The organism is Stenotrophomonas sp. P5_A8 (assembly GCF_056400545.1).
On record NZ_JBFULB010000066.1, the window covers coordinates 1 to 15,731 of the forward strand.

The 15,731-nt window shown below is 69.0% G+C and carries 12 protein-coding genes; 5 read left to right on the forward strand and 7 right to left on the reverse strand.

What is annotated here, in order from left to right; all coding sequences use genetic code 11:
* From AC1DQP_RS07105 to AC1DQP_RS07115, 3 genes are all read left to right on the forward strand, one after another.
* The coding region (locus tag AC1DQP_RS07105) for an ATP-binding protein (RefSeq protein WP_478051330.1) at nt 1-162 on the forward strand (162 nt) is incomplete at its 5' end.
* Nucleotides 155-790 (forward strand): response regulator transcription factor, encoded by a 636-nt coding sequence (locus tag AC1DQP_RS07110; protein WP_478051326.1) that lies wholly within the window; start codon nt 155-157, stop codon nt 788-790. The genes AC1DQP_RS07105 and AC1DQP_RS07110, both read left to right, overlap by 8 nt.
* Nucleotides 791-911: 121 nt before the next feature.
* A complete protein-coding gene (locus AC1DQP_RS07115; protein ID WP_457318476.1) occupies nt 912-2,471 on the forward strand; it encodes a thioredoxin family protein in 1,560 nt (519 codons plus the stop codon).
* A 92-nt stretch (nt 2,472-2,563) separates the two neighbouring features.
* On the opposite strand, the gene AC1DQP_RS07120 is transcribed toward AC1DQP_RS07115, so the two are convergent.
* Genes AC1DQP_RS07120 through AC1DQP_RS07150 form a run of 7 tightly spaced genes read right to left on the reverse strand, consistent with a single transcriptional unit; the run spans nt 2,564 to nt 12,198 of the window.
* Nucleotides 2,564-3,325: a 2,3-dihydro-2,3-dihydroxybenzoate dehydrogenase gene (locus AC1DQP_RS07120; protein ID WP_457318477.1), complete on the reverse strand. Its 762-nt coding sequence runs from the start codon at nt 3,323-3,325 to the stop codon at nt 2,564-2,566.
* Nucleotides 3,322-7,236: an amino acid adenylation domain-containing protein gene (locus tag AC1DQP_RS07125; protein WP_478051331.1), complete on the reverse strand. Its 3,915-nt coding sequence runs from the start codon at nt 7,234-7,236 to the stop codon at nt 3,322-3,324. The genes AC1DQP_RS07120 and AC1DQP_RS07125 overlap by 4 nt, the downstream gene beginning before the upstream one ends.
* A 17-nt stretch (nt 7,237-7,253) precedes the next feature.
* Entirely contained in the window at nt 7,254-7,520 is a 267-nt protein-coding gene (locus tag AC1DQP_RS07130; RefSeq protein ID WP_457318478.1) for a phosphopantetheine-binding protein, read from the reverse strand.
* The gene (locus AC1DQP_RS07135) at nt 7,517-8,152 is read right to left on the reverse strand and encodes an isochorismatase family protein (protein WP_457318479.1); all 636 of its coding nucleotides are present in this window, start codon (nt 8,150-8,152) and stop codon (nt 7,517-7,519) included. Before AC1DQP_RS07135 ends, AC1DQP_RS07130 begins: the two co-directional genes overlap by 4 nt.
* Complete coding sequence (locus AC1DQP_RS07140; protein ID WP_478051327.1) at nt 8,152-9,804, reverse strand: (2,3-dihydroxybenzoyl)adenylate synthase; 1,653 nt, start codon at nt 9,802-9,804, stop codon at nt 8,152-8,154. The genes AC1DQP_RS07135 and AC1DQP_RS07140 overlap by 1 nt, the downstream gene beginning before the upstream one ends.
* 16 nt (nt 9,805-9,820) lie before the next feature.
* Nucleotides 9,821-10,999 (reverse strand): isochorismate synthase, encoded by a 1,179-nt coding sequence (locus tag AC1DQP_RS07145; protein WP_478051328.1) that lies wholly within the window; start codon nt 10,997-10,999, stop codon nt 9,821-9,823.
* A complete protein-coding gene (locus tag AC1DQP_RS07150; RefSeq protein ID WP_457318482.1) occupies nt 10,996-12,198 on the reverse strand; it encodes an MFS transporter in 1,203 nt (400 codons plus the stop codon). Before AC1DQP_RS07150 ends, AC1DQP_RS07145 begins: the two co-directional genes overlap by 4 nt.
* A gap of 226 nt (nt 12,199-12,424) precedes the next feature.
* On the opposite strand from AC1DQP_RS07150, the gene atpC reads away from it, so the two are divergent.
* A complete protein-coding gene (gene atpC / locus AC1DQP_RS07155) occupies nt 12,425-12,886 on the forward strand; it encodes an ATP synthase F1 subunit epsilon (protein WP_256774278.1) in 462 nt (153 codons plus the stop codon).
* A 380-nt stretch (nt 12,887-13,266) separates the two neighbouring features.
* Nucleotides 13,267-15,642, forward strand: coding sequence for a ribonucleoside-diphosphate reductase subunit alpha (locus tag AC1DQP_RS07160; protein WP_478051329.1), 2,376 nt, complete (start codon nt 13,267-13,269; stop codon nt 15,640-15,642).
* Nucleotides 15,643-15,731 lie beyond the last annotated feature (89 nt).

The window sequence follows — 15,731 nt, forward strand, 5'->3', positions numbered from 1 at the left end:
GCGTTCTGGACCACCAAGTCGGGGGGGCTGGGGCTGGGCTTGAGCCTGAGCCGCAGCATCCTGGAAGCCAACGGCGGCCGGATCCGCGCCGAGCCTGCCGAAGGCGGTGGCGCGCGTTTCGTGTTCGAGCTTCCGGTCGATGCCGGGGCCGACCATGGCTAAGCCCGCTGCACCGGCCGGCGAGCCGGCACCGATCGTGTACGTGGTCGACGACGACCATTCGGTGCGTGCCGCGCTGGAAGACCTGCTGGCCTCGATGGGGCTGCAGGTGCGCGCCTTCGATTCCATCGCCGCCTTCCTGCAGCACCCGCGCCAGGATGCGCCAGCCTGCCTGGTGCTGGACGTGCGCATGCCGGGCCAAAGCGGGCTGGAGTTCCATCGGCAGATGGCCAGCCATGGATTGACGCTGCCGGTGGTGTTCATCACCGGGCACGGCGATATCGCCATGGGCGTGGCCGCGATGAAGGAAGGCGCCATTGAATTCCTGACCAAGCCGTTCCGTGACCAGGAACTGCTGGATGCGATCCACCTCGGCATCGAGCGCGACCGTCTGCGCCGCCGTGATGAGGAGGCGCTGGACATCCTGCGCCAGCGCTGGGTTGCGCTTACCGCTGGCGAACGTGACGTGGTGGATGGGGTGGTGCGCGGCCGCCTCAACAAGCAGATCGCCGGCGAACTGGGCGTCAGCGAGATCACGGTGAAGGTGCGCCGCGCCAACGTGATGCGCAAGATGCAGGCCCGCACCCTGGTCGATCTGGTGCGGATGTACGACCRGTTGGGGCCGGGCTGATCACCGCCGCGACTGGGCAGATAAGCAATCGGCATGAACCGGCCCCGCTGCACGGGCCGGCAGCTTCCTAGAATGCAGGCTGGCCGCGCCTGCGGCACCTCTCCCCTGCTGGATCCTGCCGATGCGCGTTTCCCTGCCCTTCGCCCTGCTCGCCCTGTGCACTGCGCTTGCCGCGTGCCAGCAGCCCCCTTCGGCCAGTCCGGTAGCGTCTGCGGAAGCGGCGCCGGCCGCCGAGGAAATCGCCTGGCGGCATGGCGATGTGGAGGACGCCTTTGCCGATGCGCGCCAGTCCGGCAAGCCGGTGCTGCTGTACTGGGGCGCGGTGTGGTGCCCGCCGTGCAACAAGCTCAAGGCGACCCTGTTCCGTGATCCGGCCTTCATCGCGCTCACCCGACAGTACGTGCCGGTGTACCTGGACGGCGACCTGGACGGCGCGCAGGCGCTGGGCGAGCAGTTCGGCGTGCGCGGGTATCCCACGCTGATCGTGCTGGATCCGCAGCGCCACGAAATCACCCGCCTGGCCGGCGGCAACGACAGTGCCGAGCTGACCCGCGCACTCACCCTGGCGGCCAAGCGACGCACCGCCGTGGCCGATGTGCTGCGGGTGGCGGTGGTGTCGCCGCAGCGGGTGTCCGAAGACGACTGGCGCATCCTGGGCGACTACGGCTGGGAAGTGGATGCCAACCGCCTGTCCGGGCAGCGCGACCCGGCGGTGCTGTTGCGGCAGTTGGCCAAGGCCGCGCCGGCACCGGCGTTGCAACGACGCTTCGCCCTGCTCGCCCTGGGCGCGGAGGCCAACGGCAAGGACAAGGCGGCTCCCGGCAGTGAGGCACGCGAGCAGGCCCGTGCGCTGCTGACTACGGTGCTGGCGGCGCCCACCGAGGTGCGCGCCAATCGCGATCTACTCGGCTACCAGGGTCCGGCGCTGGTGGCACGTGCGGCGGCGACGCCCGAACAGGGCGAGCAATTGGGCGCGCAGCTGTTGGCCGCGTTGGAGCGTGCCGATGCCACCCAGGACAACGCGGCCGATGCGCGGCTCTCCAGCGTGATCACGGAGTTGAGCCTGTTCAAGCAGCAGCATGCCGGTGCGCGGGTGCCGGCGGCACTGGCCGAGAAGGCGCATGAGCGGGTTGCCGCGGCCGACGCGGCGGCCAGGACCCCTCACGAGCGACAGGCGACGATCAGCACAGCGGTGTACGTGCTGCGTGAGGTCGGCGACGACGCAGCGGCGGAAACGCTGCTGCTGGCCGAGCTGGATCGCAGCCAGACGCCGTATTACTACATGCCCGAGCTGGCTGAACTGGCCGAGGCGCGCGGCGACAAGGACGCGGCGCTGGACTGGCTGCGCAAGGCCTACGACGGCGCGCAGGGACCGGCGACGCGGGTGCAGTGGGGCGTGTTGTATGTGGAGGGGCTGGTGCGGTTGCGCCCCGAGGACAACGCGGCAATCGAACAGGCGACCGCGCAGGTGATCGCCGAACTGGATGCGCAGCCGGCCGGGTACCACCAGCGCACGCGGCAGCGCTTCGAGCGGTTGGCGGGCACGTTGCAGACCTGGAGCCGCGTCCACCACGGCCAGGACACGCTGGGCCGCCTGCAGGCGCGCATGGGCGAGACGTGCGCGAAGGCCGCGCCGGGCGCAGATGCCAGCGCCGCCTGCGACCGCTGGCTCAAGGGATAAGCAGCCTCAACAGGCGACCACGGAGAAACGCGTTGACCGGTAGTGCCGGCCGCTGGCCGGCTCTCGCCCCTGCCATGCTGCAGGGCCGCTATTTACCCTCGCAACGCCGCGCCACCGTCGACATACAGATCGCTCATGGCGATGTGGCCGGCCTGCTCGGAGAGCAGGAACATCACCGCCTGGGCGATGTCCGCCGGCGTGGCCAGTTTCCGTAGCGGAATGCCGGTCTTGTACGTATCGGGACTGCCGTCGATCACGCGCTGGGCGCCGTCGGCGTCCTCCCACATGCCGGTCTGCATGGCAGTGAGGGTGGATCCGGGCGCGACGATGTTGCAGCGGATGCCATGCGGGGCCAGTTCCAGCCCGAGGCACCGGGTGAACATGGTGGCTGCGGCCTTGGAAGCGGCATAGGCCGCCATGCCGTGGCGCGGAACACCGGCGGCATTGGAGCTGACGGTCACGATGGCGCCCTTGCGACGCGGCGTCATTACCCGCGCCAACGCACGGCAGACATGGAACACCCCGTCGGCGTTGACCGCGAAAACACGCCGCCATTGCGCGTCGTCGATCTGGTCCACCGTGCCCACTTGCAGCGCGCCGGCAACGTTGATGCCGAAGCCGATCGGGCCGAGCGTGGTCTCGGCCCAGGCGACCACTGCGTTCACGGCCGCCGCGTCGGTGACATCCAGCGACCGCACATGCAGGTTGGCGTGCGAAGGCAGCACCGGCACCGCAAGGTCGGTGGCGATCACCACGCTGCCGCTGTCCAGCAGCAGCTGCACCAGTGCCGCGCCGATCCCGCCGCCCGCGCCGGTAACCAGAGCGAGGGTGCCGTCGAATCCGGTCAGTTTCATGCGGACGTTTCCTTGGGTAGCGCACTTGCCGGGGGCGTATCCCAGCGCTGCAGATGGGTGGAGAGCCACGGCGCAAGCTGGGCCACGGCATCGCGGCCGGTCAGCTCTGCATGCAGGAACGGCAGTTCGAGCGCATCCACCTGCCCTGCATGCGCGTTCCACAGCGCGGATTGAAGATGGGGTCGCGCGGCGTGGTCGCGGCCAGCGCGAACGTGCCGCAGGCGACCGGTGTAGGGACGATGGTGATGTTCGCGGATCAGACCATTGGTGCCGGTGACCGCACGCACCACGCCATCCAGTACCGCATCGGGCAAGTTGCCCAGCGCGCTGTCGCCACGGCGCAGGAACGCCAGAATGCGCGCGCGACTGTCCAGCTCGGGATGCGCATCGGGGTCGTGTCCTGCAATGGCCAGTAATGCGCGCAGCGCGGCCACGGGGTCGGGCGCGGGTTCGGCGCGCCAGCATTCGCTCGGGTAGGCATCCAGCAGCACCAGCTCGCCCACCTGACGACCGACGGCCTGCAGGCGAACTGCCATGGCCTGGGCGATGATGCCGCCCACCGACCAGCCCAGCAGGTGGACGGCGCCTTCGGGCTGGACCGACAGCACGCGATCCACATAGCTGGCCGCAAGCGCGTCGATGCTGTCCGGTAGCGGCTGTGCGGTGTCCAGTGCGGGCGACTGCAGGCCGTGGACGTCGCGGGCCGGCTGCAGGGCGCGGGCGAGGTCACGATAATTCCAGGCGATGCCACCGGCGGGGTGCACCACGAACAACGGTGCCCTGCCCGGCTCGCCACTGGCCAGGCGGATCAAGGGCGCCAAGCCATCGTCGGTCTCGGCGGTGGGCGCGTCCAGCAGTGCGGCCAGGCCCGCCACGGTGGGGTGGGCGAACACCGCGCCGAGGCCCGGGTCGCGCTGCCAACGGTGCTGGATGGCCAGCAGCAGGTGCACCGCGGACAGCGAATCGCCGCCGAGACTGAAGAAGTCGGCGTCGGCACTGATCGGCGCCTCCCGCCCCAAGACCTGCGAGAACAGCGCGGCCAATACCTGCTCGGTTTCCGTGTACGGCGCACGGCCGTCCTGCGCGTGCAGCGGGGGCGCGGGCAGCGCGTTGCGATCAAGCTTGCCGTTGGCGGTCACCGGCCACTGCTCGACCACGACCAGCGCGCTGGGCAGCATGTAGTCCGGCAGGCGTGCGGCAATGCCGCTACGAATGCGGTCGATGTGGAGGCCCTCGCCAGAGACGTAGCCGACCAGGCGGCGCTCGCCCGGCCGGTCCTCACGCAGCAGCACTTCCGCACGGGTCACCCCGAGCTGCGAACGCAGCGCGGCGTCGATTTCGCCCAGCTCGATGCGCAGACCGCGCAGCTTGACCTGGTGATCGCTGCGGCCCAGGTACTCCACCGCGCCGTCGCTGCGCCACCGGGCGACATCGCCGCTGCGGTACAGCCGGCCGCCGGCCACGTGCGGATCGTCCAGGAAGCGTTCGGCGGTGAGATCGTCGCGGCCGAGGTAGCCGCGTGCCAGTTGCACCCCGCCCAGGTACAAGTCGCCGGGTACGCCGGGCGGCAGCGCACGCAGCTGCGCGTCGAGCACGTAGAGCCGCGTGTTCCAGACCGGATGACCGATCGGCACCGGGTGGGAGCGATCGTCGCGGCTGGCGGGCCATGCGCTCACGTCCACGGCGGCTTCCGTGGGCCCGTAGAGATTGTGCAGTTCCGCATCGACGGTGGCGTGGAAGCGATCGCGCAACGACGGCTCCAGCGCTTCGCCGCTGGTGAACACCCGGCGCAGTGTCAGGCCCTGCGCGGCAGGAACCGCGAGGAATGCATCCAGCATCGAGGGCACGAAATGCACGGTGGTGATGGCCTGTTCGCGGATCAGCGTGGCCAGCAGGGTCGGATCACGGTGTGCCTCGGGCGCGGCGATCACCAGCGTGGCCCCGCACAGCAACGGCAGGAAGAACTCCCAGACCGACACATCGAAGGTCGCCGGGGTCTTCTGCAGAATGCGCTCGTCGCTGCCGACGCTGTAGTGACCGCGCATCCATTGCAGCCGGTTGACGATGGCGCGGTGTTCGATCAGCACGCCTTTTGGATCCCCGGTCGAGCCGGAGGTGTAGATGACGTAGGCCGCGTCCTGCGGGTGCACCGTATCGACCAGTGTGGCGTCGTCCGTATCGTTCCACGCCTGCGGGGACAAGACCGCCAAGCCGGGGAAACGGGCGGCATCCTCGRCCTCTGCCAGGACGCAGACCGGCTGCGCGGACGCGAGTATCCGCGCCAGTCGTGCATCGGGATGGGCCAGGTCGACCGGCAGGTAGGCCGCGCCCGCCCGCAGCACGGCCACCAGCGCCACGACCAGATCCAGCGAACGGGGCAATGCGATCACCACCCGCGACTCGCGCGCCGCGCCCAGCGCCTGCAACTGCAACGCCAGGGCCCGGCTGCGGCGTTCCAGCGCGGCGTAGCGCATCGTCTGGCCCGCGAACGCCAGCGCAATGGCCCTCGGGTGGGTCTGCATCGCGTTCGTCAGCAAGGCGCTCAGCGATATGTCCGGCAGGGCCTGCGCGGTCGCGTTGACCTCGTATAGATAGCGCTGCGCTTCGGCCGGGGTGGCCAGGGCAATATCGTCCATGCGCCCGTCGCGCTCGTGCACGTCCAGTGCCGCGGCGATGAAATGCAGCAGCCGATCGGCATGCGCACCTACCTGCGCGGCGTCGTAAAGGGTTGGGTTGGCTTCGATTTCCAGGTCCAGCAGTGTGCTGCCATCCCCCCGGAATCCGAACGTGATGTCGTCCACCGGACCGGTACCCAGCACCTCCAGCCGGGTCTGCACACCCGCCAGCGGCAGCGGCCGATAGAACGGCTGCACGTTGACCATCGGGCCGTGCAGGCGGCGTTGGCCACCGATCAGTCCCAGGTCGCGGCGCAGCTGTTCGCCACGGTAGCGGCCRTGACGGCGGCCGCGCAGCAGGTCACGCGCGACCGTGCGGACAAAGCCGGCAACGCTGTCATCGGCCGCGCTCACGCGTAGCGGCAGCACATTCATCACCATGGCCGGCACCCGTGCCGACACGCTGCCCAGCCGTCCCATGAACGGCACGCCCAGCACCACCTCGTCCAGCGCGCTGAAACGGCGGCAGTACGCAGCCGTCAGCGCGCTCAGCAGGTCCGGCCACGGTTGCCCGATCTGCTGCGCGACGGCCTGCACGCGAGCGCGCAACGCGTGCGGCACGTCGCTGACCAGGCGCAGCGCATCTGCGGCGGCGGCAGCGGCAATGCCTGTCAGCCCTTCCGCCGCAGGCGCGCCGGACAGGTACTGACGCCAGTACGCGCCATCGGCATCACGCCGCTCACTGCCTGCGTAGGCGGCGTCCTCGGCGATCACGGGCGCAAATGCAGCCAGCCCGGGATGTTCCCCACGGCTCCCGCCGTAAAGGGCGCAGACCCGCTCGCTGAAGAGCGCCATCCCGTAGCCATCGGTGGCCAAGTGATGCACGCGCAGGTACCACACGTACCGGTCGGTGCCGAGGACGAACAGGCAGTGCTGCGCCAGCCGGTCACGCGCAGGGTCCACCGCGTGCAACCGGTCCTGGTCCATCGCCGCGCGTGCCGCGGCGGCAGGATCGGCCTGCAAGCTCAGGTCCACCACGCGCATGGCGGGCACGTGGTCCGGGTCATGCCACTGCTGCGGCTGGCCATCGTCGCCCACGCTGAAGCGCAGCGCGAGCGCTTCTGCTTCGTGCGCGGCAGCATCCGCCGCGGCAACGAAGCTACGGACGTCGAGGGCGCCTTCCACCCACACCGCATGCGCGGTACTGAAGGCGGCCGGCGCGTCGGCCAGGCGCTGCGCATACCACAGGCCGGTCTCCGCCTCGGTCAGCGGGTAACGCTGCGCGGCTTCATGCACCTGGTCCACGCGTGCGTTCATGCGCGGTCGGCGCTGGCCTGCAGCCGCTGCACCACGCCCCACCAGCCGGCCAGCGTGGCGTGCTCGGCAAGATGGCTGAACTCCAGCGGGATCCCGCTCTCGCCCCACGCCAGCACCAACCCCAGCACCCGCATCGAATCCAGCCCCAGGTCGATCAGGTTGTCCTCATCGCCAATGGTCTCCGGCGCTTCGCCAAGCATGCCGGCCACATCGATGCGCATGCGTTCAAGGTCGAGGGCGACTGCGCGCGTATCGGGGCTCATGCCAGGGTCTCCAGCAGCTGGTCGGTGGTCAAGGGCACGCCGCAGGTCCGCGCGATCAACTGCATCGCCATATCGTGATCGGCACGGGAGAAATCGGCCACGGCATCGGCCGCGATGAAGGCTTCGATATCGCGCTGGAAGGCCTCGCTCACCGTCGCCGCGCAGCCGATATGCGCGTACACGCCGGTGACCAGCAACTGGTCGCGGCCGCGCGCACGCATCATTGTTTCCAGGTTGCTGCGCTGGAACGCGCTGTAGCGGTGCTTGACCAGTATGTGGTCGCCCGCCGCCGGGGCCAGCGCAGCGAGGATCGTTTCGTGTTCCGGCGTGGCGTGCATGCCCGGCCCCCACAGATCGGCCTGCAGGCCACGGTCGCGGCGATCCTGGTTGCCCCGCTGTGCGGTGTAGAACACCGGAATGCCGCGGGCACGGCAGTGCCGCAGCAGGCGGGCGGTGTTGGCCACGGCCGGCGCCAACGGTGCCGCGTCGGCGTTGAATGCACCCAGAAAGTACTGCTGCATGTCGTGCACCAGCAGCGCCAGGCGCTCGCTGCGCGGCTGCCAGGCACCGCGCGGGGACGGCAGCTCGTTGGCCAGCGGCGGGGAATAGTCGGCAATCCTCGGCAGCGCCATCAGCGCGGTCCTCCTGTTTGTTGGATGTAACGTTCGCGCAGTTGCGCGCGCAGTTCGCGACGGCTGATCTTGCCGACCGCCGTGGTGCCGAACGCCTCGACGAACACCACCTGGTCGGGCACCTTGAACGCGGCCAGGCCACGTCCACGCACCCAGGCCTTGAGGCTGGCTGCCGTCGGCGGGGTATTTCGTGCGATCACGAATGCGCAGCTGCGCTCGCCCAGGTAGGGATCGGGCATGGACACCACCGCCGCATCGAACACCTCGGCGTGCGCCAGCAGATGGTCTTCGATCTCTTCGGCGGAGATCTTCTCGCCGGCCCGGTTGATGTGGTCACCTGCCCTGCCCTGCACCACCAGGTAGCCACCGGCCAGCTGCTGCACCCTGTCACCGGTGCGGTAATAGCCGTCTTCGGTGAACGAGCGCGCATTGGCCGCCGCATCGTTGTGGTAGGCACGGATCGTATACGGGCCGCGGGTGAGCAGATGGCCGACGGCGCCCTCGGCGACCGGATGGCCGTTGTCATCGACCACCAGTACCTCGTCGTCGGGCGAGATCGGTCGGCCCTGCGTGCCCACCACCACGTCCTGCGGGTCGTGCAGCCGCGTGTAGTTCACCAGCCCTTCGGCCATGCCGAACACCTGCTGCAACTGGCAGCCCAACGCATCGATCACGCGCCTGGCCGCTTCCGGCACCAGCTTGGCGCCGCCCACCTGCAGCACGTTCAGGCTGGACAGATCATGCGTCGTACTCCCGGCGGCCTGGGCCCACAGCAGCGCCAACGGTGGCACCAGACCCACACAGGTGACGCCTTCGCGCGCGATCAACGGAAACGCTACATCCGGTCCCGGTCCCGGGCTGAGTACCACCCGCGCACCGGCGTACAACGCACCGAAGAAACCGGGCGAGCTCATCGGGAAGTTGTGCGCGGCCGGCAGCGCGACCAGGTACACGCTGTCGCGGTCGATACCGCAGATGCCGTTGCTGGCACGGAACGAATAGATGTAGTCGTCATGCGTGCGCGGGATCAGCTTGGACAACCCGGTGCTGCCACCGGACAGCTGCAGGAACGCGACCGACTGCGGGTCCGGATCGGCCGGCAGCTGCGAGACGTCCCCCTGCAGCGCCGCTACGGCACTGAACTCAGCCGCGTCGCCGACGATCAGCACATGCTGCAGCGTCGGCACCGCGGTCTGCAGTTCACGTGCGAGGGTGCGGTAATCGAAGCCGTCATGGCCGGAGGCGGCGACGTAACCGCGTGCCTGCGCCTTGCGCACGAAGTGGGTCACCTCGGTGATGCGATGCGCGGGCAGCGCGTACACCGGGATCAATCCGGCACGCATCAGCCCGCAGGCCACCGTCACAACTTCGGGAACATTCCCCAGCTGCACCACCACGCGGTCGCCCGGCACCAGTCCGGCAGCGAGCAGGCCCGCGCCGATCCGGCCGGCTTCCTGCCACAACCCGGCGTAGCTCAGGCGGACCCCGCCCGCCACCACCGCGATGTCGTCGGCAAAGCGTGCGGCGCGATCACGCAGGAAACCAGGGAAGGTTTCGCCACGCCAGTAACCCGCAGCGCGATAGCGGGCGACCAGCGCCGCCGGCCAGGTCTGGCACAGCGGCATCAGCGCAGATTCGTCCACGTCGTTCATCAGCAACTCCATTGACTCATGCAGAAGGCACGTGGTCGACGCCGAGGGCGTTCAACAGCGCGCCGAATTTCGCGGCGGTTTCGGCCACTTCCAATGCGGGCTCGGAGTCGGCGACGATCCCGGCCCCGGCATAGATCCGCGCCTGCCGGCCCTGCACGCGCGCGCAGCGGATCGCCACGTACCAGTCACCGTCGCCGTCGGCATCGGTCCAGCCCACTGCGCCGGCGTAGAAACCGCGCGGCACCGGTTCCAAGGCGCAGATCGTATCCAGCGCGAGCTGGCGTGGCGTGCCGCACACCGCCGGAGTGGGATGCAGGGCCGCCACCAATGCGGCCACCGGCGTGGCGGCATTGCTCAGCGTCGCCTCGATGCGCGTGCCGAGATGCCACATCGTCGCAGTGGCATGCAGCGACGGGCGCGCATCGGCCTCGACATGAGTGCACCACGGCGCCAGCGCGGTGACGATGGCCTCGACCACGTGGCGGTGCTCGTCGTGGTCTTTCGCCGAGCCCAGCAGGGCCTGCGCGGTGCGCGCATCCTCCGCGGGATCGGCACTGCGCCGCGCCGATCCGGCCAGCGGATGCGAAAGCACCCGCGTGCCACGACGCGACACCAGCAGCTCCGGGGTAGCGCCGACCAGCCAGGCGGKCGGCTCCGGCCCGTCGATCGGCAGCGGCACCAGATAGGTGGCCACGCTCGGATCGTGGCCCAGTCGCGCGGCCAGCTCGCGCGGTGCGATGGGCTGCCCACTGTGCAGGTGCAGGCTGCGCGCCAGCACCACCTTGTGCAGGTCCGGCGCGGGCTGTTGCAACCGGGTCAACGCCTGGCGCACGGCATCGGCATAGTGCTGCGCGCTCGGCTCGGCGCTGACACTGCCGGAAAAACGCGGCACCGGCGGTGCCGGCAGTGCCGCCGCAGGCGCCAGCCACTCCGGCTGATGCAGCGCATCGTCGGCCTGTGGGTCGAACGGCAGCGCCCCCACCAGCAACGGCAGTCCGGCATGCGGCGCGGCAAAGAACGCGGCGACCCGCGCGGCCAGGCTGGCGGTACCACCACCGGGCAGGCGTGCGCGGCAACCGCGCGCATCCAGCGAACGCAGCGGCGCGCGCAGCAGGAACTGCGCCGTGGCCGCCGCCTCGTCCACGCCGCCGCCGTCTTCGTCGCGCTGCGCACGCGCCTGCAGGCTGTCGTTCATGCCGTCACCGCCATGCGATGGCGCATTGCCGCGATGGAGAGCACCAGCAGCAGCACGCCCACCAGCACATACGGTGCACTCGGCCGCCATTGGTACAGCAGCGTGCCCAGCATCGGCCCGATCACCATGCCCAGGCCCTGCACCGACGCCACCGTGCCCGCCGCCGCGCCCTGCTCGTGGGCCTGCACCGAATCGGCGGCAAGCGCCTGGAACGACGGAAACACGAAGCCCATGCCGAACGCCGCGACGGCGTACGCCAACAACAGTTCCCAGCGCGCATCCACCAGCGCAACCGACGCAAAGCCCATCGCCGAGATCAACGCGCCGATGGCGATCCAGCGGCGCGGCGATACGCCGCCGAGCTTCATCACCAACACCTGCGCCAGGATCAGGCCCACCCCTACGGCGGTGAGGGCCAGGCCAGCCGCCTGCGCGCCATCGGTCGGCGACAGCTGCAACCGGTCGATGGCAAAGAATCCAACCGTCACCTGGGCGATGGTCACCGACACCATCGCCGCGAAGACCGCCAGGATCGGCAGGCGCAGGCGTGCATCGGTCCAGCCCAGGCGCTGACGCGGTCCGGTCGCCGCCGTCGCGGCCACCGGCGCGTCGGCCGGCAACCGCCACGCGATCACCGCCAGCGACAGCAGCGGCAGCAACGCGGCGACATACAAGGTCAACGACAGCTGATGGAAGGCGATCCAGCCCGCAGCGGCCGGCCCGATCACCATGCCCAGCGCATTGGCGCTGCCGAGTTTGGCCATGGCCGCAGCGCGTTGCCCGGGCGCGGCACCATCGGCCACCATCGCCGCTGCCGTGGGCGGCACCGCGGCGTAGAACAACCCCACCAGCGCCCGCGTCCCCACCAGCACCACCACCGACAGCCACAGCGCCGGCGGCCGGGCCAGCGCGGCATCGACGAATACCGCCATGACCACGTAGATCACCACGTAAGCGGCCAGCGCGATCAGCAGCACGCGCTTGCGCCCGATCCGGTCGCTCAACGTGCCCCAACGGCGTGCGGACAGCATCCACAACACGCCGGCGGCGGTCACCGACAAGCCGGCATGCCATTCGGCCAGGCCCAGCAGACGCACCACCGGGCCCACCACCGCCACGAAGGCCATCATCGCCATCGTGCCGGTCAGGGCGGCGAACACCAGGGCCGGTAAACCGGGTACTACCGAACGCTCACGCATGGACCACCACCGCCAATCAGAGGAAGGGCGCGCGGCGCGGCGGCGCGGCGCGTCGAATCGATCGGCTTGGGCGATCAAGGTCGCCTTGGCTATCCATTCAAATGATAACAGGTCGCATTCGCAGGTGCCCGCACAGGGTGATGCGGCGTTCAGCACATTGACGGCGATCAACCCGCACACACATCGGCCCGACTAAGCTGGATCCACCCCACCCCGGCACTCTGCAATGGCGTCACTTCCCCCCATCACCGCCCTGCCCGGCATCGTCGCCGATATCGCGCAGGGGCTGTCGGTACAGATCATCAGCCTCACCGGCGAAATCTGGAGCGGCGACGTGCGCGAGATCAGCCTGCCCGGCAGCGAGGGTCGCTTTGGCGTATTGGCGCAGCACGCACCGCTGCTGGCCACGTTGCGCGAAGGCATGGTCTCGGTGTTTCCGCTCGCCGCCGAGCCGCCGTTGCATGTCTATGTGTCCGGCGGACATGTCGAAGTGCAGCCGGGCAAGGTGATCGTGCTGGCCGATCTGGGGCTTCGCAGCGAAAACCTGGACGACGCCCGCGCCCGCGCCGCACGCGAGGCCGCCACCTCGCCAATGGCCGCCGAACTAACCAATCCGGACAACGCCAAGGTGCATGCCGAACTGGCCTGGCAACGGGGACAGCAACTGCGCGCGTTGCCCTGGAAGTAGCCCCCGCGCCATCGGCAGGGACGCCGTGAACCGACCCACGGTCGGCCCCTGCGTGCTGGCGTTTTTTCAGGTGGCGCCCCGCCCGCACGGCTGCGGCGTTTGGTCACGTCCGGCGCGTCATCAACCCAACATATGATGTTGACGATGAGGCAGACCCACACTATGTTGTGTTCATCGGCTCCCCGCTTCCGCCAGGCCCGGTTCCTCGTCGCGCCCCCGCAGACCGCTCCGGTCGCAGGGCGTGACCACCCGAACGGCGCCTGGTTGCGAGAGCGTTGCCCGGACACATCCGGGGATGATCCCCCTGCCTCCATGACGCCCGCCCGGCCGTCGCGATGCCTGTATCGCGACGCGACAACTGCGCACCGCATGGATTTCCGATGATCAACGACGACACCCCGCTCTCCGCACCCTCCGCCTCCTTCGATCACACCGCCCCGCTCGGCGGCGATGGTCTGTGGATCACCAAGGAAGGCGGCAACCGCCGCATGCCCTTCGACCCGCCGCGACTGCTGCGCTCCATCCAGGGGGTACACGCAGAATTTCCGCAGCTGGACCTGGCCGACTACCAGCGGGCCGTGCTGGCACTGGTGCACCGCCGCGAACAGCTCGCTGCCGATGAACTGGTCGACCTGCTGATCCGCGAGGCCGAGTCGCGCATCGACCTGGTCGCGCCGGACTGGGAGCACTTCGCCGCACGGCTGTACCTGCGCCGGCTGTACAAGCGCGCCAGCAAGAATCGCTTTTACGATGCCAGCCTCAAGTACGGTTCCTACGTCGGCCTGCAGGAGAGCCTGGCCGACCGCAACGTGTACTCCATCGACATCCTCAAGGCCTATTCCAAGGAGGAACTGGAAGAGGCCGGGCGCATGATCGAGCCAGACCGCGACCTCCTGTTCGCCTACAACGGGCTGTACCTGCTGGCCACGCGCTACCTGGCCACCGACCACTCGCGCGCGGTCTATGAGCTGCCGCAGGAGCGTTGGCTGACCATCGCGCTGTACCTGATGCAGAACGAACACCTCAGCGGCGACCGCACCCGCGCACGGCGCATGCGCCTGGTGCACGAGGCGTACTGGGCGCTGTCGCACCTGTACATGACCGTGGCCACCCCGACCCTGGCCAACGCCGGCAAGGTCGGCGGGCAGTTGTCGTCGTGCTTCATCGACACCGTCGACGACAGCCTGCAGGGCATCTACGACTCCAACACCGATGTTGCCCGCGTATCCAAGCACGGCGGCGGCGTGGGCGCCTACCTGGGCTACGTGCGCTCGGCCGGCGCGGCCATCCGCGGCGTGGCCAACTCCTCCGGCGGCGTGGTGCCGTGGATCAAGCAGCTCAACAACACCGCGGTCAGCGTCGACCAGCTCGGCCAGCGCAAGGGCGCCATCGCGGTGTACCTGGACGTCTGGCATCGCGACATCGAGGCCTTCCTCGACCTGCGCCTGAACAACGGCGACCAGCGCCTGCGCGCGCACGATGTGTTCACCTCGGTATGCCTGCCGGACCTGTTCATGGAGGCGGTGGAACGGCGCGGCGACTGGTATCTGTTCGATCCGTACGAAGTGAAGCGGATCAAGGGCTGGTACCTGCAGGACGTCCACGATGAGCAGCGCGGCCAGGGCAGTTTCCGCGAACGCTATGCCGAGGTCGTCGCCGACGAACGCATCAGCCGTCGCACGATCAAGGCCATCGACCTGTTCAAGCGGATCATGGTCAGCCAGCTGGAAACCGGCAACCCCTTCATGTTCTACCGGGACGAAGTGAACCGGATGAATCCCAACAAGCACGCCGGCACGGTGTACTCCAGCAACCTGTGCACCGAGATCCTGCAGAACATGAGTCCGACCCGGCTGATGCAGGAAATGATCAGTGGCGACCAGATCGTCACCACCCGCCAGGCCGGCGATTTCGTGGTGTGCAACCTGTCCTCGATCAATCTTGGTCGTGCGGTCACCGCCGCGCCGGACCTGCTGTCCAGCGACGTGCTTGAGCGGCTGGTGCCGATCCAGGTACGCATGCTCGACAACGTCATCGACCTCAACCAGTTGCCGGTTCCGCAGGCCACCATCACCAACCGCAAGTACCGCGCGATCGGCTTGGGCACCTTCGGCTGGCACCATCTGCTGGCACTCAAGCAGATTGACTGGAACGACGCGCAGGCCGAGGACTACGCCGACAGCCTCTACGAGCGCATCAACTACCTGGCCATCCAGGCCAGCATGCGTCTGGCCGAAGAGAAGGGCCGCTACAGCGCCTTCCTTGGCAGCGACTGGCAGACCGGCGAGTACTTCCGTGCCCGCGGCTACGACAGCCCCGCCTGGCAGGAACTGGCCGCGCAGGTGAGCGTGCACGGGCTGCGCAACGGCTGGCTGCTGGCGGTGGCACCGAACATGAGTACCGCGCAGATCGCCGGCTCCAGCGCCTCGATCGACCCGGTATACGGCGCGTTCTACTACGAAGAGAAGAAGGACTTCCGCCGCCCGGTCGCCGCCCCCGGGTTGTCCCTGGACACCTACCCGTACTACGAAAAGGGCGCCTACCGCCTGGACCAGTTCGCCAGCATCCGCCAGAACGCACGCCGCCAGCGCCACGTGGACCAGTCGATCAGCTTCAACCTCTACGTGCCCAGCACCATCCGCGCCAGCACCCTGCTCGCACTGCACATGAGCGCCTGGCGCGAAGGCCTGAAAACCACGTATTACGTGCGCTCCAACGACATCGACATCACCGAATGCGACTGGTGTGGCAGCTGACGACCGCAGGTCGTCAGCGGTAGTGCCGGCCGCTGGCCGGCAACCAGGCACAGCCCGTCAACGGTAGTGCCGGCCGCTGGCCGGCAGCC

Coding starts and splice junctions, on each gene's coding strand:
- AC1DQP_RS07115 (WP_457318476.1), top strand. CDS start 912: ATGCGCGTTTCCCTGCCCTTCGCCCTGCTCGCCCTGTGCACTGCGCTT.
- AC1DQP_RS07120 (WP_457318477.1), bottom strand. CDS start 3,325: ATGAAACTGACCGGATTCGACGGCACCCTCGCTCTGGTTACCGGCGCG.
- AC1DQP_RS07130 (WP_457318478.1), bottom strand. CDS start 7,520: ATGAGCCCCGATACGCGCGCAGTCGCCCTCGACCTTGAACGCATGCGC.
- AC1DQP_RS07135 (WP_457318479.1), bottom strand. CDS start 8,152: ATGGCGCTGCCGAGGATTGCCGACTATTCCCCGCCGCTGGCCAACGAG.
- AC1DQP_RS07140 (WP_478051327.1), bottom strand. CDS start 9,804: ATGAACGACGTGGACGAATCTGCGCTGATGCCGCTGTGCCAGACCTGG.
- AC1DQP_RS07150 (WP_457318482.1), bottom strand. CDS start 12,198: ATGCGTGAGCGTTCGGTAGTACCCGGTTTACCGGCCCTGGTGTTCGCC.
- atpC (WP_256774278.1), top strand. CDS start 12,425: ATGGCGTCACTTCCCCCCATCACCGCCCTGCCCGGCATCGTCGCCGAT.
- AC1DQP_RS07160 (WP_478051329.1), top strand. CDS start 13,267: ATGATCAACGACGACACCCCGCTCTCCGCACCCTCCGCCTCCTTCGAT.